The following is a 17,128-nucleotide window of genomic DNA, read 5'->3' as shown; positions in this document are numbered from 1 at the left end:
GCCTGTCTTAGTCCTCGATAGACAGCAGGACATCGCTGGCGCGTTCTCGGACCGTGATGAACACAGGACCACGGTCGGCCGCCCGCTTCGCCTCGCTGGTTCTTTGATTGAATTCGCGGCTGGTGACGCTGGTCACGGGCTCACCTCTGCGGCTCAGAGATAAATCGGCAGGTATAGCTTCTGGATGTGCAGTCGGTCTGGTGAGGACAGGATAGAGACACCGACAGCGCGGCCGATCGGCCGTTACGCACGGCTGGCTAATCTGCTTCCGCTTGGCAAGCGATCTGCCCGGACTCCTCGCCGAGCTTCTCCAGCGAGAAGAACGCGCTCATCTCACGCGCCCAGGCAGCGGCGAGCTTGCTCGATGCCATGGCCTGCTCGGCAGCATCAAACACGCTCACGGTCACGATACCCGGCAGTCCGTCGCCACCGAGCCCGGTGACGATGACGGAGTAGCTGACGAAACCGTCGAGGGCTTTGATGCGCGGCATGAAAACGGTCTCGGCCTTTTCGCGCACAAGATCAGGCGTTCCCTTGATGAGCTGGTAGCGGCGAATCGAGCAGTACAAGTCTGGGCGCTCCTGGGCAAGGTTCTGAGTATACCCAGGCAAATATAGCCGATTCCTCGCTGACCACAAGGCAGCCGGCAGCCGGCAGCCGGCTGCCGCGACCTGGCATCCGACAGAACGCCCGAGGGGTCTACAACCGCGCCCGCTTCGCGAAGCTCAGACGCGATAAGGACATTGATCTTGACGCTCCGTCGTATTCTAGCTAATTTTAGCTAAATCACTTTGGGGGTGCAGCGAAAACCATGCAAGTCAACATGCACGAGGCGAAGAGCCAATTATCCGGTTTGATCGTTGCGGCAGAGCGCGGCGAAGACGTTCTGATCGCTCGCAATGGCGTGCCCGTGGCGCGTCTCGTTCCCTATCAGCCCGTACAGATCAAGCCGCCTGGCGCCTGGCGCGGGCTTGTGCCCTACGCGACCGAGTGGCGCTCACCTGAAACCGACCAGCGTGTCGAGCAACTCTTTTTTGGGGAGCCCAGTGCGCCTGCTGCTTGATACCTGCATCGTCTACGATTGGCTGATGGGGGCAATCACCAATCAAGACGCGATTCGACTGATCCAGAATAGCGGGGCGGTTGTGAGTGCCGTTTGCGTCTGGGAAATGGCTATCAAGAACAACTTGGGGAAAATGCCGTTGCCGTCCCCTCAGATTGTTGACGATATTGGTGCGCAAGGATTTGAATGGCTAAGCATTACGCCGAGCCACACGCAAGCCGTTATGACATTGCCTGACCACCATAAAGACCCGTTCGATCGCTTACTGATCGCCCAAGCGCACTGCGAAGAGATGCGCATTGTGACCTATGACAGGCTGTTTCAGGACTATCGGCCCAACACCTATTTGGCCTAACAGGTTCAACACCAACTGCCGGTCTCGGTCTCCTCGAACCTGCGCTCTGGGAGTAGCGGTGCTCCGGCCTCAGGTCCCGCAGAAGGTGCGCTCAACGACCTCATCCGGCCGCGGCGGCTGTCGGTATTCAGCCCGTGCCGGGTGCTCCTCATAGGGTTGCGAGACCACTTCGAGCAGCCGGTCGAGTGGCTCAAGGTCACCATTGTTGGCGGCGTCGATCGCCTGCTGGACGCGGTGATTGCGCGGGATGTAGGCCGGGTTCACCGCACGCATCGCCGCCTGGCGCTCGCTGTCGGGCTGGGTCTGGGTGGCCAGGCGCTCGCGCCACTGCAGCGCCCATTGGTCAAACGCGGCCGGGGCTGCGAACAACCTGCGCACGGACGCATCCGTCGCCGGATCATCGGCATCGACCTCGCAGAGCGCGCGAAACGTATTGGTGAAGTCCGCCTGCTGCGCGGCCATGCGTCCGAGCAGATCGAGCGCGAGATCATCATCGCCGGCACGCTCATCGAGCAGGCCGATCTTGGTCCGCAAGCCACCGTAGTAGTGCGTCTCGAAGGCCTTGCCGTAGGTGTCGAGCGCGTTGCGTGCGGTCTGCTTGGCCTCGTCTTCATCCCCGCCGAGCAGCGGCAGTAGACAATTGGCGAGCTGAGTCAGGTTCCAGTAGCCGATGCGGGGCTGCTGATCCCAGGCATAGCGGCCAAAGCGATCGATGGAGCTGTAGACGGTCTGCGGATGGAAGGCGTCCATGAAGGCGCAGGGACCGTAGTCGATGGTCTCGCCCGAGATTGCGACGTTATCGGTGTTCATCACGCCGTGGATAAAGCCGACCAGCATCCACTGCGCGATCAGCTCGGCCTGGCGTTTGACCACCTGCTCGAGCAGGGCCTGATAGGGCTGTTCGGTCTCGGCGCAGTCGGGATAATGGCGCTGGATCACATAGTCGGCCAGGGCCTTGACCGCTTCGCTGTTGCCGCGGCGGGCGAAGTACTCGAAGGTGCCGACCCGCACATGGCCTGCGGCGACGCGCACCAGCACGGCGCCGCTCTCGATACGCTCGCGATAGACCTCCTCGCCGGTGGCGACCATGGCCAAGGCGCGCGTCGTCGGGATGCCCAGTGCGGCCATCGCCTCACCGAGCACGTATTCGCGCAGTACCGGGCCGAGCACTGCGCGACCATCACCCGAGCGTGAGAAGGGGGTGCGTCCGGCACCCTTCAGATGGAGATCGCGTCGCACCCCATTGCGGTCGATCAGCTCGCCCAGCAGGATGGCGCGGCCATCGCCCAGGCTCGGCACGAACTGCGCGTATTGATGGCCGGCGTAGGCCATCGCGATCGGGTCGGCGCCTTCTGGGATCAGATTGCCGGCGAAGATGGCCGCGCCGGTGGGGGTCGAGAGGGCATCGGCATCGAGCCCGAGCTGCTCGGCCAGCGGCCGGTTGAGTCGTAGCAGCCCCGGCTCGGCGACAGGCGTCGGCGGGACGCGCGCATAGAAGTGCTCGGGGAGACGCGCGTAGCTATTGTCGAACGCGAATAGCGGTGCTGCTGTGGTCTCAACCGCATCGCGGTCAAGGCTGTGAAGGTCGCTGGGGCTGTTCATGCTGCGGTCGATTCCCGAGTGGCGCGGTCAAGCTTGCTTGATCGAGGGTGCGGGCAGGCGAACGCATCATCAATGGTGGGCTTGCTTCCAAAATGGCCATCAGCGCTCAGCGCTGATGCGCGCGTTGTCCGTGGTGATCAATCGCAGCCCGCCATCCCGGGTGACCTCAAAGCGGTTGACGTCCTGCAGCAGCCCAAGAAAACGCTGCTCGGTCTGCATCTGCAGTTCCGGGCAGGCCATCATGGTGCCGGCGATCTGGCCGAATGAGAGTCCCTCGCCCGTCAGCGCATAGCCGCCCATGAAACGGTTGCAACCGCTGCTGCCGGCGACACGGTCGTTCTCTAGGAAGTTGATGGTGACCGAGACCTCATCAGGCACCGGCTCGCCTGCGAGCGAACGGACCGTCCATTCCTCTCCTTCGAGCAGGGTGCTTGGCTCACCTCCGCAGCCGGTCAGACGCTGATCCTCGATCTCGAGCGCGACGGTGCTCGGATAAGGCATCCCGGTCATGGTATCGCTGCAGAGGTGCTCACTGATGCGGATGCTGAGGTTCTGCTCCGGCAGGCTGTAGACCCGCGTGCCGTTGGTTTCGACAGGCTCAGGCAGCTTGGCCTTGATCTCGCGGGTGCCGTAGTCGAGCGATAGCACGATCTGCTCACCGCTCATCGTCATGTTCCAGCCGGGCTCATTGCCACGCGCCCTGAATGGCGCCTGCTCGACCGGGACCGCCGCGACGCACTCGGGCAGGGGCTCGCCCGCCACGCTCACCAAGGCGCTATTGCCCTGCGACCAGAAGAAGGTCTCGGGGTCATCCTGGGCTGCGAATTTGGCGCCCGAGGCAGCAGGGGTTGGCTGAAGGTCGATCGTCTTGCCGTCGACACGCAGGCGCAGATGATCGTCGATCGCGCCGATCTCGATCTCGGTCTCGCCACAATGCATGATCGTCGTGAAGCCCATCGGGGTGATGGGCTGGAGTCGCAAGGTACCGACCTCGAGCGGCTCGTCATCCGCCGTGATGGCCACCGGATCGCTGATCCAGGCCGGGCGTCCACCGCTCCAGATCGCGCTACGGATCTGGCCGCTGGTGTTGCGCGGCACCTGCAGCGCAAACGGCAGCGGTACCTGCCGGCCTTCAGTGCCGAAGCGAGTCTCGTCCGTGAGCGCCTGATCATCTTTAGCGCGAAATTCGACCACGACGAGGCTATCCGGGGTTAACGCAATCCGCTGCAGGTAGGTCAGCTGACCGGAGATCGTGCGCGTCGCCGGCTCTGCGGCGGCGGGGTTCAGCACGGCGGCGAGGAATGGAATCAAGACGAGTGGAATCAAGACGGGCACACGCAGATCGGTCACAGCAACTCCCTCAATGATGGCATTAAAAGTGGTGATAAAGGCGCGGATGCTAATCGCAGACCGCGGGTCTGGCCAGTCCTGTGATTGCTCCTCGCGCCCTGATGGAATCCGTGCGCATTCCCGTCCTCATCGCAGCCTCAGTCTCGGCGATGTCGGCTGTGTCTGTCGCTTGACCTATTCGTGTCGCTCGGCGCCGTCGCGAAGCTCACACCGATGCAGCTGTTTGATGATGCCGACGCGGGGCGATCTGGCTCTTGATACCAGGGCAGTCCAGCCTCGGCGCTCCGCTCCAGCTCGGCAATCACTTGCGCCCCCAGCAGCAGGATCACCGCCGCTGCCTCCAAGAACAGGAGCAAGACGATCACCGTGCCAAGCGAGCCATAGACCAGATTCACCATCGACACCTTGGCGAACCACCAGACCAGCGCCAGCCGGATCAGCTCCCAGAGTGCGGCGGCGACCAAGCCGCCGATCAGCGCCCTGCCGATGTGGACTGGCACCACCGGGAGCACCTTGTAGATCGACGCAAACAGCAAGGCGACGCCAAAGAAGCTGGAGGCCCAGAGTCCGAATACCGCGGCGCCAGAGAGGGGTAGGTGCATGCCGAGCAGGCTCAGATCGAGCCGGCCCATGGTATTGAACAGCGCGACCAAGCCGGTCAGGCCAAGCAGCGCGACACCGAGCACGGCGACATAGACATAGGGCAGCAGCGCCGCCACCCAGAGGCGTCGCGAGGCGGTGCGGCGATGGCGCTGGAAGATGATGGCGACCGCGTCATCGAGCATCCGAAACGCCAGCGAGCTGAAGAACAGCATCACGCCAAAGCCGACCCAGCCGATCAGCTGGCGTTGCGCGAGCAGCGAGCGCAGGGTCTCGACCAGCAGCTCCGAGCGACCCGGTGTCAACAGACGTGCCTGTAGCGCGATGACCTCGAGCAGCCGCTCCTCGCTGACGATCTTTGACAGCGTGACAGCCAGCACCGCAAACAGCGGGATGATCGATAACAGGATGTTGTAGCCGACCCCACCGGCCAGCAGCAGGCCGCGATTGTGGCTGAAATGCTGTAGCACCCGCCGCACGAAGCAGAGCAGGCAGCCAACCCTTGTCAGCATTGAGCGCCGACCGCTCGGGCCTTGCATCGCCATCAAAGCTTGTCTCTCGAGGTTGGTCAGTGATCCGGGAAGCCAAGGTTCAATGCTGCGGAGAGCCTGCAAGCGATCCTGGCTCGATGACATGATCGTCAAGGTTTGCATGACGCACCTTGCCACCCCGTTTGAGCTGACTGGAGCGCCTCAGGCATCTCCGCGAAAGCCCAAGTCTGGCATGTGCAGCGCGTGTGTGCGCGGCTATTTCCGTCAAACGCGTTGCGGATGGCCGTTGCGGGGAGGCGGTCTTGGTTCGCGCCCGTCGCGCAGGGTCTGATCTTGACCGCCGGCATCCTCCCTTTGTTAGGGTATCGTCCATGCAACGGCAACCGGACCTTCAGGTGGCGCCGTTCGATACGCCAGCAGGTCATTGCCATCGACACCCAACTCAGAGGCAGCTCTCATGGAATACACCACTCTCGGCGATAGCGGCATCGAGGTTTCACGCATCGGGCTCGGCACCTGGGCCATCGGCGGCTGGATGTGGGGCGCCACCGACCATGAGCAGTCGGTCGAGACCATCCGACATGCGGTTGACCTCGGCATCACCTTCATCGACACCGCGGCAGTCTACGGCATGGGCCGCTCCGAAGAGATCGTCGGTGACGCCCTGCAACGCCACGGGCTACGCGACAAGGTGGTGCTGGCGACCAAGTGCGGGCTGAACTGGTCCGATGATCACCAGCAGGTCTGGCGCGAGGCGACCCGGGAGCGGATCATGCGCGAGGTCGACGACTCGCTGCGCCGGCTGCAAACGGACCGCATCGATCTCTACCAGGTGCATTGGCCGGACCCGAAGACACCGATCGAGGAAACCGCGCGGGCGATGGACGAGCTGCTGCAGGCCGGCAAGATTCGGGCAATAGGTGTCTCGAATTACAATGCCGCGCAGATGGACGCCTTTCGCGCCGTCGCGCCCTTGCATGCCAACCAGCCGCCTTACAACCTGTTCGAGCGTGAGCTGGGCGATGAGGTGCTGCCCTATTGCGCCGAACATAGGATCGGCACCGTCACCTATGGCGCGCTCTGTCGTGGTCTGCTCAGTGGGCGGATGACGCCGGATCGGAAGTTCGAGGGCGATGACCTGCGACAGTCGGACCCCAAGTTTCAACAACCCCGTTTCGATCAATACCTCGCCGCTGTCGCAGCGCTTGATGCCTTTGCCCAAGAGTACGTCGGCAAAGGCGTCATGGCGCTGGCGCTGCGTTGGCTGCTCGACCAGCCCGGGCATAGCGTCGCGCTCTGGGGCGCCCGCCGCCCGGCGCAGCTCGACGCGGTGAGCAGCATCGACGGCTGGCAGCTCGACGACAGCGCGCGCGAGCGCATCGACGCTATCATTGCTGAGCATGTCACCGACCCCGTTGGTCCCGAGTTCATGGCGCCGGGCACGCGTGACTAACGATTCGAGCCCTCTAAGATCATGAGTAAGCTTGGACGAAATGATCCCTGCCCCTGCGGCAGCGGCAAGAAGTACAAGAAGTGCTGCCTCGCGCAGGACGAGCGACGACGCATCGAGGAGACACGGCCGGATGATATGAGCGCGCTCTTCGAGGACATCCAAGTCCGGACCGACATCTACGATGATTCGGTTGAGTCGGAGGCGCTCGACGAGACGCCGTATGCGGAGATCGACCAAGAGCCCTATGTCGCCAAGACCATCGGCGATGATGTGCCCGAGATCAGCGAGCAGGAAGAGGCGTTGGTGAACGCCTGGTGGACGGACTACAAGACGATGAAGGAGTCTGACGACATCCTTCGGCACCTGCGCGGGTTCTTACAAGCGCACCCGAGCCTGGTCGAAAACCTCGCGCTGCACTACGAAGTGCTGTTCGAGCTTGGCGCACAGCTCCTCAAGGAAGGCCGAGCCGGCGACTATATCGAGCTGCTCAAGGAGATACGCCGGGGATTTCCTCGTGCCTATCTCAAGAGCTATAGCTACTTTGATCGAGACATCATCGTCTACGAGGTCGTCGAGCGTGGCTGCTCGGCAGGCATCGAGGACTACTTGCCCTGGCTGGAGGAGTATCCCGAGGACGGCGTCGACAATCTCTTCCATTTGCTCGAATTCCTCATGGTGGCCGAGTGCGATGCGGTGGTGATGCGTCTGATCGAGGCGACCTACTATCCGCTGTTCCGCTCCCCGAACGTCCTCGGCGGTGGGGAGCTGCTGGAGCCGCTGATACTCGGCTACCTCGCACCCTCTTTGAATGGCGAGCCGACAGCGACCGATCTGCAGGGATTGGTCGAGCGCTTGAAGGGTATTCGGGCTCCGCTGAGACCCGAATGGTACGATCCGCAGCATCTACAAACACTGATGCAAGAGATCACCGGCGATCTGGGCAGGGAGCACTTCGAGGCCTTCGATGCCACTGAGGATGTTGCGCAGTACTATGATCGGATCACGCGCAACTTCATGGGCTGGCTGCACCGGGAACAGGGCATGAGCTGGATGAAGGCCCACTTCTATCGGGACCAGGTCAGGCGATATCTGCTGAGGGTCGTGCCAGAAGGCAAGAGGCCGAAGCAGCCCTTCACCTTTACCAAGCAGTTACTCGACCGAACCCTGGCCGACAACGCGCGCGAGCTGTTCTCCCCCAACCCGACATTGGCACTCGGCTCGATCAACGCGATCTATTGGTTTGCCGAGTATCTCGCCGAACGCCAAGCCATCACCGATGAACTGCGGGCCGACGTGCAGCGTTGGTGTCAGGATCTCTGGAACGCGATCATCCCGATGCTCCGCGAAACCAGGATCGAGGCCGGCCTCTTCCAGGCGTTGCCGCAATGAGCGGTCTGTCTGGGTGACAGGGTATCGAAGCTATCCTGCGGCATTGTCACGCAATGGCCCCAGGGCTCGGAGGTATGTGACGTCCAACGCGGGCATCGCGCAAGCCTAGGGCGCCCGGAATGGCGCGCTCGCACGTACCTGTAGCCTGCTTAGAGCTACCGGCTGGGACCGGGGCAGGATGCGGTGAGCTGTCGTTGGAGTTGATATGCTAGTGCGCACCAATCGACTCAAGGTGTCACTGTGGAAGCACTCAAGCTTGCAACCGTCGATGATCTGCTGCACAGCGCCGACGAGCAGGTTGAGCTGATCGACGGAGAGATCGTTCGGCGCCCGATGACGCGGCCGTATCACGCGCAGGCTCAAGGCAATACGCGCGAGGAGCTCGGGCCATTCAATCGTCGCTCCGGACCCGATGGCTGGTGGATTCTCACCGAGGTCAGCGTTGCTTACGAGCCGCACGAGTGCCCGGCCCACGATCTGGCCGGATGGCGTAAATCACGGTTGTCGAGCTTGCCTCGTGGCTTGATTGACCTGCCGCCGGATTGGGTCTGCGAGATCGTTTCACCCGGCTATGAGCGCAAGGACACACAACAGATTCCGCTGCTGTTGCAACGCCACCAGGTGCCTTATTACTGGCTGATCTGGCCGGAGGAGCGCAAGCTGGTTGCCCATCAACTTGAGGCTGGCCGCTATCGCGTCATTGCTACGATGGACCATCAGCAGCGTGCGCGAATCCCACCGTTCGACGAGATCGAGATCGATCTTGGCTACATCCTGGCTGCCTAGAACCCTAGTGCGCTTCGGGGCGTTCAGCGAGCCCGAGCGAGTACGACCCGTCGATGACGCTGATGCCGGGCGCTGCAGCGCTGGCTGCTCGACACCCTGCAGCCTCGCTGGACGCTCTTGTCCGCAGTTGTCACCCGACCCGGGATATCGAAAAAAGCGTCGAAAATGCCGACTTCTGCATCCAACGTGCATACTAAATGGCAAGTGGCGTCATGTACGACTTCGTTACCACAATGGGCGAAAACGTGAACCGAGACCAAACTTTGAAGCTTCTCGCAGAGCACAAGGCAGATCTGGCTCGACGGTTCGGTGTTGCCGAATTGGCGCTTTTCGGGTCAACCGTTCGAGGCGATGAGCGAGCAGATAGCGACATCGATATCCTCGTGTCCTTCGATGGTCCGTCGACCTCGCGGCGTTACTTCGGCGTGCAGTTCTATCTCGAAGACCTTTTCGGGCGCCCGGTTGATTTGGTCACTCGTAAGGCATTGCGCCGAGAGTTGGCGACTTACGTCGAGCGCGAGGCGGTTCGTGTCTGAGCCCAGCAAAAGCAAGCGAGAGTGGGTTTTCTACCTTGATGACATGGTCGCGTTTGGAGAGAAGATAGTCGAGTATTTACAGGGGCTAGACCAACAGGACTTTGTCGGCAACTCGCTCGTTTACGACGCCACGCTCCGCAACCTTGAGCTGATTGGCGAGGCCGCGACGCATATTCCCGATGATGTGCGTGCGGTCAACCCTCAAATCCCTTGGCGCCTCATCATCGCGACAAGGAATCGCGGTGCATGGGGTTGTATTTTAGCCTTCGTCTCCGCGACAGCCTCTTGCGTATTCAGGTAAACCACAATGCTTTCCAGTAAACCTACTATAGTAGTGGGTAAGCGGTGCTCGATCACCGAGCGCCGACCCCTAAGCCGATGACAGTGAGGAGGGAGCATGACGACGGCAACAGCACGATCGAAAGACCGGGCGTTAGTTTGGCACCCGGCCAGAAGCCCGTTTCGAGACTCCACGAGCGCGGAGACTCCGAGGCGCTTGCAATATCGCCCCGAGCTCAGCAAGCGGTTATACCGGTTCGAGCGCCGGCGCGGCTGGGACTATGTGCCGATGGATCTGTACTTGGATTCGGCGACAGCTGAGGATCACTTTCAATTTGCTCCGGTCCGCGTGCGTTCTGAGCGGCGCCGCGGTCTACTCGGGCGTCGCTTCATGGTCTAAACGCATCAAGCTCGAGAAGGCTGGTGTCGGTCCAAACGGGCGCCTGATTGGCGATGGGCCTGCGCATGCTGTGTTGGCCTTTGCGATCTGAGACTGTGACCGCAACTAGCGGTCATCGAAAAGCCATCTGAGTGACGACCATGCCAACGCGACTTTTCTTGGTTCGCCATGGGGCGACCGAGCTGACCGCAGAAGACCGCTTCTCGGGCGCGACCGACGTGCCGCTCTCCGAGGAAGGGCGCAAGCAGGTCACGAACCTCGCCACACGTCTCGCCGACGAGCAGATCGACGCCGTTTATGCGAGTCCGATGGGGCGCACGGTGGAGACGGCGCGGATTCTGGCCAAGCCTCATGGCGCTGAAGTTCGCGTCGATTCGGCGCTGCGCGAGATTGACTACGGGCACTGGGAAGGAAAGACCAGGGCACAGGTCGAGGCTCAGTACGGCGACGAGTACGAGAACTGGCAGGAAGACCCGCTCACGGTGGCGCCGCGAGATGGCGAATCCGGCGTTCATGTCCTTGCTCGGGCGCTACCGGTCGTGCGCCGAATCGTCGAGCAGCATGAGCATGGCTCGGTGCTGATGGTCTGCCACAAAGGCACCAACCGGCTTCTGATCAGCAGTCTGTTGGGCTTCGACGCGCGCGGTTATCGGGATCGGCTGGATCAGAGTCCGGCGGCCTTGAATATCCTCGATTTCGTCAGCCCGGTGCGGGCACGGCTCAGGCTGTTTAACGACGTCTCACATTATGAAGGTGTCCCCAATCGCACCTTCTCACAGCGCCTGTCGCGTTGGTGGTCGCCGCGCAGTTGATCCCTCTGCGTTCCAAGCGTGCCGCCGTCGATGCTCAGGCCAGACCCGTGACCAGATCCGTTCTTGATCGCTGTAGCACCTGCCCTTGTCGGCTATCCGGGGGCGACACATGGTCAATCAGCGGGTTTGGGTTTCTCGCTCTCGCTGCAGGTTGGCGCCGCCGAGCCAAGCCAGAAGTCCATTCGCTTGTCGAGAAACTCGTCCCAGCGCATATAGTGCGAGCCGTCACAGGAGAAGTTGAGCGCGACCAGCCCATTCATGATGTTCAGCGAGCCCGAGCGCAGATAGATGTTCTCGTCCATAAAGCGCAGCTCGCGGAACTGGTTGAAGATTGCGCGTATCCGCGCGCTGGGAATCGCTGCGTCGTCAGGATAGGCGCGCTGCGGATAGGCCAGGCAGATCGCGGGGTCGCTCAGGTCTTCGTAATCGAGCACTCGGAAATGGTAGGGGTCGTCGAGCAGCCAGAGCGTAGCGCGTGAGCTAGAGAAATGGAGCTTGCCGTGGAAGACGCCGTGGGAACTCATTAACTCGATGACCAGATCGAGGATCGCGTCGATGCGGCTGTCCATCAGGCTGTCGACCCGTTGCTGATAGAACAGCGCACCGCGGATAGCCGGATCGCCTTTGAGCTGCAGCCATTGGTCGGATTGACGACAGAGTTCGCGCGTCAAAGGCAGGTCGCGCAGGTCGAAGTCGGCGCCGAGGTAGCCGAGGAGCTCGCTGTCACTGCGGGTCAACCGCTGCACCGCCGTCAGCGACGGGCGCCGGTTATTGCGGCTCAGATAGGCGGAAGAGAGCGAAAAGTCGGTTCCCGAGAGAGCCTCGGCCATATACGGCCGGGACGTTCGATCGCGGTCAAAGTGCTCCGGCAGCAGGCCTCCGCGGGCGACGTTGGCAGTGATCTGCCGTGCTTGGTGATCGAGTAGATAAAGGTACTTGCAGTAGGGAAGCATCTCCATGGCCTCGCTAAGCGCCTGCTCCAATGCGGCGCGATCGCCCCAGGCCTCGCGGCAGGGTCTCTGCAGCCGAGACAAGGCGGCCGAGAGCCGCGTTTGCAGGAGCAGGCGCTGGCTGGCGATGGCGGTTTGTAGGGCTTCACTCATGGTCTTGCTCTCAACTGATGTTTGCGCCTACTGATCTGAAGGGCCGTCCATGGCCATGACCATCTTCCTCGCTCGAGTTCAGTGGCGCGCCACGCTGTGCCAGCCCTGCACGCCGCTGCCATCAACCAGACGCTGATGGAGACCACCCTCATCGTCGAGCCGGAACAGGTGCATCCAGCCATTGTCGAGCAGTTGCCGCACCAGCTGGTGCTTGGCGATGATGTCATCGATCGGGGCCTGTGGCGCTTGTAGGTAGACACTCAGGCGCATCGGCTCGTGCACCCAGCGCTTGCCATCGTGCAATGATTGCATCGGCAGGCCCACGCGCAGGTCGCCGGCATTGCCTTCGAGCACGCCGATCGCGCCGCCGACGACATTGTGCAGCACCTTGTTGCCGCTGCCGAAGCGCCGGTTGTCGGTGGTCGAGCCGTAGTACTGCAGGTTGATCCAGCCCGCAACCACCATGGGTGCGGTCATGATCAGCTCAAGCACGCCGAAGCCGCTATCGGCGGTCCAATCATAGTCGTGCAAGAAGGTGCGGCCACCCAGATCGAGCCCACGGGTGCGCTCGCGCGGTGCTGCGATGAACGCGGCGCAGCCGGCTAGGCCCCATTCCGGGCGCACCTGCGACCAGTCGCGGCTGCGCTGGCGGATGTTGGCGGTGATCGCCTGCCGTGAGCGGTGCTCGAGCCCGAGCAGCGCCGAACGCGACAGCCGGGTCAGCTCACCGGCCTGCTGCAGCCAGCTACGCAGCTGCGCCAGCTCCTCGGCATACGCGCCCGGTAGCACCTCGGTGTCGTAGAGGCGGATCTCGTCGACGCAGGTGTCGTGCTGCGCACCGATGAACCAGGTGTCGTCCGGGATGCGGATGCCGCGCTCGGCGACGCCTTGGCGCACTGCAAGATCATTGAGCAGGGCAGCGCCGATGCGGGCGCTGGCCTCGCCGGTCATGCCGCCGCAGGCGCCGCAGTCGAGGCCAGTCGCATGCGGGTTGTTGACCACGGTGCTGCCGTGACCGACCAAGAGCACCAGGCGGGCGAATTGGTCGGTCATCGACATTGCGCGCAGGATGCCCTCGGCCAGATCGACGCGCTCGGCGGCCGGGATGCCGATGGCTCGCTTGTGGTGAGCGTCATCTTGAGCCATGCCAGATGCACTGCCATCGATCTTACTGTGCGCGTTCGCGTTCGCATGCGCATGAGCATGAGTATGTGTATGCGTATGGCTGTGCGCGAGTTGATCGCCAACGACATAGCGGTATTCCGCCGGTCGCTGCGCCGAGCAGGCACCCTGGCTCGGCGCATCCAAGCTCGGCCCCACCCGCGACTCGTCCTCCCGATCCAGGTGCAGATCATCGGGCGCCGCCACCGGTCGACCCCAGCCGAAGCTGTCGGCGATGATCTTGGGTCCATAGAGCAGTAGTCCAGCGGCCTCGACGAACGAGAAGCAAGATGAGGCGCCCATCTTGAACGCCTTCCAGGATTTGCTGATCCCGGTGCGCCGACGTTGGGTCTCTAGGGCCTGCTCGGCCTCATCCTGCTCGACACCCTGCACCTCGGAGCAAACGCGGTACTTGGGCGTGAGCAGCACCGGCATGTGCGAGCGCGGCTCGACCGCGCCAAAGGGTACATGCTCGATCGGCATGCCGAAGAAGCCGGCGAAGCCGAGCGTTTGGGCCTTCTGGCAAATGGTCTCAAACGACCGGCGCATCACCTCGGAGCGCACATCGATGCAGAAGGCGGCCTGCACCACCGGGCGTTGTGCGCCAACCTCATCCGCTTCGGCCGATCTGGCTTGGTTCAGATCCGCCATTAGCTGACGCTGATAGCCGAGCTCGAACGCGGTGAGCAGAATGTGCTCGATCTCCTGCGGCTCCGGCGTGGGCTTGGCGGCCGGCTTGCCCCGGCTCAGGCGCTTGCAGACCTCGCGCCAACGCGTGGTCAGCTCCGGGCTGGCCTTGTGCTCATAGATCAGCACATCCCAGGCGAGACGGATCGCGAGCAGCTCGACGATGGTCTCGTCCTCGCCGCCGGCCAGCTCCTGCTCCCAGCGCAGCAAGCGGGTCCAGGCGGCCCAACCGCCGATATCCATCAGTGCCGCATGCATGTAGTCCAGCGCTGCGTCGGTCGGGATGCCGAGGCGGCGGATGGCCGATTCGATGCAGTCGCGCGGCGACTCTGGTAGCGCCTTGACGCGGGCTCGCATGCCGTCTTGGCCCATCATCGTCGTGCTGTAGTCCAGCGCGGCGAAGCGACGCCAGGAGGCATAGAGCGACATTCCGGTCCAGGGTCGCTTCCAAGTGGCCTGGCCCATGTCGAAGTAGGCCGCGCAGTGATGGCTGATGCGCTCGACGACAAAGCTTGACCAATCGTCGGCATCGAGTTCATCGAGTACCGAGGTCAGCAGCGGCACGCGCGCCGAGGGCGTTGGACTGTCGGTGGCGGCGGCCTGGCGCAGCTCACCGGCGCCGAGCCGGCTACCGCAGCGCGCCGCTGCCGCGCTGAGATCGGCATCGGTGATGCGCCCGGTCTCGATCTGCTCTCGGTAGTAGCTGCGTGGCATATACATCCGCGCGCCGGCGATGCGCCGCAGGGTCTCTGCGGCCTGCTCGAAGCGCTGATCGCGCAGCCCGTGGAACGGGTTGACGGCCACGAACCGATCCAGCGGCCAGACCGGCGCGATGCGATTACAGGCCGCATCGATCTGATCGGGGAGTGGTGCGGGCACCGGCTCGGGCGGGCTGGCGGGCGCTATCGCCATGGATGCGCCGTGATCAGGCTCAGCCTGCACCGGCTGGCGCTCGAGGGTCGGGTCGTCGATGTGGCTATCTCGCATGTTCATCGGTGGTGCTCCTCGGGGTTCGGGCTCGCAGGTCTGGGCAGGTCCGCGCTGAGGCTGAAGTGGCGCGCGGACTTGCCGGTTAAGGTCAGGCCGGCACAGATGCCGACTCGCGGCGGATGGGCCAGAGGCGGTTGATCAAGCGGGTCACCAGGATGTCGACATAGAGGCCGTTATAGAGATGCATCTGGATCGCCTGGCGCAGCGGGCCCTGCAAGCGGGTGAACAGGTGCTGCAGCGTGATCAGGCCAACAAACACCGCGATCACCGCGAGGCTGAGGCCGAGATCGAAGGCGTTGAAGCCAGCCTCGACAGGGGTGATGCTGCTGGCGATTGCATGCTCGAAGGCGGTATGCAGTCCGAAGTAGGCTACGCAGACGAAGGCGCCGATCGCGGTCGCGCGCAGGAGTAGCTTGGCGTTGTCCTCCAGGACCAAGGCCTGCAACAGCAACTGGGCGACGGCGATGGCGACGATCGCCCCGGTGACGATCAGCGCCGGTTGATGGCTCGGATCGATGCCGAACGCGAAGCCGGCAACCAGCGCCATCAACAGGGCGCCTTGGAAGGCGACCAGCCAGTGCCAGGCCTGTGGCGCGCCGGCATTGAACGGCAGCGCGGGGGCACGAAAGCCGTCGACGCTGCTGCCAGAGGCCAGGAACGCATGCGCCTTATAGAGTGAGTGGGCGACCAGATGCAGCAGGGCCAGGCTATAGAGCCCAAGGCCCGCCTCGAGCAGCATGAAGCCCATCTGCGCCGAGGTCGACCAGGCCAGCGAGACCTTGATGCTGGTCTGGGTCAACATCACCAGCGAGGCGATCGCCAGGGTGGTCAGGCCGATGATGGCCAGCCCATCCAGTGCCGAGCCCGAGGCCGACATGATTGGGCTCATACGGATCACCAGGAAGGCGCCGGCATTGACGATGCCCGCGTGCAGCAGCGCCGAGACCGGCGTCGGTGCCTCCATCACCTGCAGAATCCAGCCATGGAACGGGAATTGAGCGCACTTGAGCGCCGCGCTGATCACCACCAGCCAAGCAGCCCAGTGCAGCGCTGTCGGCAACGGCCCTTCTAGTGCGTCCATCGCGGCATAGACGCTCTGGAAGTCGAGCGTGTGTAGCGTCGAGCCGATCAACAACACGGCGATGAGCAGGCTGGCATCGCCGATTCGACTGAACACGAACTTCTTGTGCGCCGCCATCAGTGCCGCCGGGCGTTCTGGATAGAACACCAGCAACCGGTGCAGGCAGAGGCTGGTCGCCATCCAGGCCAGGGCGAACATCAGCAGGTTGCTGGAGACGATCAGCGTTAGGATCGACGCCAGCGTCATCAGCATCCATTTGTGAAAGTAACCCTCGCGCGCCTCGCCTGCCATATAGTTGCGCGAGTAGGTCGAGACGATGGCGCCGACCAGTGCGACCAGCGTGAGCATGATGACCGTGACACCATTGACCAACACGCCGATGGCAAAATCGCCCATCCCGAAGGGGAGACCGATGGACAAGAAGGTGACCGTTTGCGGTGGTCCGAAACCATGTCCGATCAGGCTGAGGACGGCGAACGCAAAGGCCAGCCAGGCCGCGCCGTTGGCCGCGCGGGCCATCAGCGCGCCGTGCCGATTCGCCGCCGCGCTCGGCACCATGGCTGTGAGCCAGAGCGCGAGCGGTGCCGCGACAGCGGCGGTGGTGACGAGTGTTGATGACATCTGCTCCTCCTGGGCCGGGGCCCTTTGGTTGTCGGTGCAGGCTTAACCTAGCGGCGAGGTCGGGAAATAAAAAATCTATGGTTTCGATAAAATACATCATGATTATCTATGGATAAGTCATCGACACCCGATCGGGAGCGATCACGGGCGACAGCGGTCAACGTTGGCGGTCAGCTCTGGCTCAGCGTCGGCGAGGTTGCGTTCCTGGGCGAGGCGCGGATCGGGCTGCTCGAGCAGATCGGCGAGCGCGGCTCGATCACCCAAGCCGCCAAGGCGGCGGGCATCAGCTACAAGGCTGCCTGGGATGCGGTCGATGCGATGAACAACCTGGCGCCGACCCCGGTGGTCGCGACGGCGACGGGCGGGCGG

General features: G+C 63.0%; 18 protein-coding genes. 10 read left to right on the top strand and 8 right to left on the bottom strand.

The window, feature by feature from the left end; genetic code table 11:
- Positions 1–7: 7 nt before the first annotated feature.
- Positions 8–136, bottom strand: a complete 129-nt coding sequence (locus CKO42_RS28015) for a hypothetical protein (RefSeq protein ID WP_274608945.1) — start codon at positions 134–136, stop codon at positions 8–10.
- A 121-nt stretch (positions 137–257) separates the two neighbouring features.
- The gene (locus tag CKO42_RS20875; RefSeq protein WP_200248327.1) at positions 258–569 is read right to left on the bottom strand and encodes a hypothetical protein; all 312 of its coding nucleotides are present in this window, start codon (positions 567–569) and stop codon (positions 258–260) included.
- A gap of 242 nt (positions 570–811) precedes the next feature.
- Between CKO42_RS20875 and CKO42_RS20870 the strand changes: the two genes are divergently transcribed.
- Positions 812–1,063: a type II toxin-antitoxin system Phd/YefM family antitoxin gene (locus CKO42_RS20870; RefSeq protein WP_200248325.1), complete on the top strand. Its 252-nt coding sequence runs from the start codon at positions 812–814 to the stop codon at positions 1,061–1,063.
- Positions 1,047–1,418, top strand: a complete 372-nt coding sequence (locus CKO42_RS20865) for a PIN domain-containing protein (RefSeq protein ID WP_200248323.1) — start codon at positions 1,047–1,049, stop codon at positions 1,416–1,418. Before CKO42_RS20870 ends, CKO42_RS20865 begins: the two co-directional genes overlap by 17 nt.
- A gap of 69 nt (positions 1,419–1,487) precedes the next feature.
- Here CKO42_RS20865 and CKO42_RS20860 read toward each other — a convergent pair whose 3' ends face one another.
- The 3 genes from CKO42_RS20860 to CKO42_RS20850 form a co-directional block, all read right to left on the bottom strand.
- Positions 1,488–3,020 (bottom strand): protein adenylyltransferase SelO, encoded by a 1,533-nt coding sequence (locus CKO42_RS20860; RefSeq protein WP_200248321.1) that lies wholly within the window; start codon positions 3,018–3,020, stop codon positions 1,488–1,490.
- Positions 3,021–3,119: 99 nt separating this feature from the next.
- On the bottom strand, positions 3,120–4,370 hold the full coding sequence (locus tag CKO42_RS20855) for an META domain-containing protein (protein WP_200248319.1): 1,251 nt from the start codon (positions 4,368–4,370) through the stop codon (positions 3,120–3,122).
- Between the two features lie 137 nt (positions 4,371–4,507).
- Entirely contained in the window at positions 4,508–5,515 is a 1,008-nt protein-coding gene (locus tag CKO42_RS20850) for a YihY/virulence factor BrkB family protein (RefSeq protein WP_200248317.1), read from the bottom strand.
- A gap of 403 nt (positions 5,516–5,918) precedes the next feature.
- Here CKO42_RS20850 and CKO42_RS20845 point away from each other — a divergent pair, with 403 nt between their 5' ends.
- The 7 genes from CKO42_RS20845 (at position 5,919) to CKO42_RS20815 (ending at position 11,116) form a co-directional block, all read left to right on the top strand.
- Complete coding sequence (locus CKO42_RS20845; protein WP_200248315.1) at positions 5,919–6,914, top strand: aldo/keto reductase; 996 nt, start codon at positions 5,919–5,921, stop codon at positions 6,912–6,914.
- Positions 6,915–6,935: 21 nt separating this feature from the next.
- On the top strand, positions 6,936–8,303 hold the full coding sequence (locus CKO42_RS27530) for a YecA family protein (protein ID WP_242479575.1): 1,368 nt from the start codon (positions 6,936–6,938) through the stop codon (positions 8,301–8,303).
- A gap of 240 nt (positions 8,304–8,543) precedes the next feature.
- The gene (locus tag CKO42_RS20835; protein WP_200248312.1) at positions 8,544–9,089 is read left to right on the top strand and encodes a Uma2 family endonuclease; all 546 of its coding nucleotides are present in this window, start codon (positions 8,544–8,546) and stop codon (positions 9,087–9,089) included.
- A gap of 245 nt (positions 9,090–9,334) precedes the next feature.
- Positions 9,335–9,625 carry a nucleotidyltransferase domain-containing protein gene (locus tag CKO42_RS20830; protein WP_200248380.1) on the top strand — a complete coding sequence of 97 codons (291 nt, stop codon included), beginning with the start codon at positions 9,335–9,337 and terminating at the stop codon, positions 9,623–9,625.
- Positions 9,626–9,668: 43 nt separating this feature from the next.
- Positions 9,669–9,926 carry a HepT-like ribonuclease domain-containing protein gene (locus CKO42_RS20825; RefSeq protein ID WP_200248382.1) on the top strand — a complete coding sequence of 86 codons (258 nt, stop codon included), beginning with the start codon at positions 9,669–9,671 and terminating at the stop codon, positions 9,924–9,926.
- Positions 9,927–10,121: 195 nt separating this feature from the next.
- Complete coding sequence (locus tag CKO42_RS20820; protein WP_200248310.1) at positions 10,122–10,304, top strand: hypothetical protein; 183 nt, start codon at positions 10,122–10,124, stop codon at positions 10,302–10,304.
- 140 nt (positions 10,305–10,444) lie between these two features.
- Entirely contained in the window at positions 10,445–11,116 is a 672-nt protein-coding gene (locus tag CKO42_RS20815) for a histidine phosphatase family protein (protein ID WP_200248308.1), read from the top strand.
- Between the two features lie 113 nt (positions 11,117–11,229).
- On the opposite strand, the gene CKO42_RS20810 is transcribed toward CKO42_RS20815, so the two are convergent.
- From CKO42_RS20810 to CKO42_RS20800, 3 genes are all read right to left on the bottom strand, one after another.
- Positions 11,230–12,219, bottom strand: a complete 990-nt coding sequence (locus CKO42_RS20810; protein ID WP_200248306.1) for a PDC sensor domain-containing protein — start codon at positions 12,217–12,219, stop codon at positions 11,230–11,232.
- 78 nt (positions 12,220–12,297) lie between these two features.
- Positions 12,298–15,060 (bottom strand): YbcC family protein, encoded by a 2,763-nt coding sequence (locus CKO42_RS20805; protein ID WP_242479573.1) that lies wholly within the window; start codon positions 15,058–15,060, stop codon positions 12,298–12,300.
- 85 nt (positions 15,061–15,145) lie between these two features.
- Positions 15,146–16,759, bottom strand: a complete 1,614-nt coding sequence (locus CKO42_RS20800; RefSeq protein ID WP_200248304.1) for an NADH-quinone oxidoreductase subunit L — start codon at positions 16,757–16,759, stop codon at positions 15,146–15,148.
- A gap of 108 nt (positions 16,760–16,867) precedes the next feature.
- Between CKO42_RS20800 and CKO42_RS20795 the strand changes: the two genes are divergently transcribed.
- The coding region (locus CKO42_RS20795; RefSeq protein ID WP_200248301.1) for a winged helix-turn-helix domain-containing protein at positions 16,868–17,128 on the top strand (261 nt) is incomplete at its 3' end.

The sequence above is a fragment of the Lamprobacter modestohalophilus genome (assembly GCF_016583905.1).
GTDB classification, from domain to species: domain Bacteria; phylum Pseudomonadota; class Gammaproteobacteria; order Chromatiales; family Chromatiaceae; genus Lamprobacter; species Lamprobacter modestohalophilus.
This window is presented reverse-complemented; position numbering and strand designations above follow the sequence as displayed.

Coding starts and splice junctions, on each gene's coding strand:
- CKO42_RS20800 (WP_200248304.1), bottom strand. CDS start 16,759: ATGTCATCAACACTCGTCACCACCGCCGCTGTCGCGGCACCGCTCGCG.
- CKO42_RS20860 (WP_200248321.1), bottom strand. CDS start 3,020: ATGAACAGCCCCAGCGACCTTCACAGCCTTGACCGCGATGCGGTTGAG.
- CKO42_RS20810 (WP_200248306.1), bottom strand. CDS start 12,219: ATGAGTGAAGCCCTACAAACCGCCATCGCCAGCCAGCGCCTGCTCCTG.
- CKO42_RS20815 (WP_200248308.1), top strand. CDS start 10,445: ATGCCAACGCGACTTTTCTTGGTTCGCCATGGGGCGACCGAGCTGACC.
- CKO42_RS20805 (WP_242479573.1), bottom strand. CDS start 15,060: ATGAACATGCGAGATAGCCACATCGACGACCCGACCCTCGAGCGCCAG.
- CKO42_RS20825 (WP_200248382.1), top strand. CDS start 9,669: ATGGTCGCGTTTGGAGAGAAGATAGTCGAGTATTTACAGGGGCTAGAC.
- CKO42_RS20845 (WP_200248315.1), top strand. CDS start 5,919: ATGGAATACACCACTCTCGGCGATAGCGGCATCGAGGTTTCACGCATC.
- CKO42_RS20850 (WP_200248317.1), bottom strand. CDS start 5,515: ATGGCGATGCAAGGCCCGAGCGGTCGGCGCTCAATGCTGACAAGGGTT.
- CKO42_RS27530 (WP_242479575.1), top strand. CDS start 6,936: ATGAGTAAGCTTGGACGAAATGATCCCTGCCCCTGCGGCAGCGGCAAG.
- CKO42_RS20870 (WP_200248325.1), top strand. CDS start 812: ATGCAAGTCAACATGCACGAGGCGAAGAGCCAATTATCCGGTTTGATC.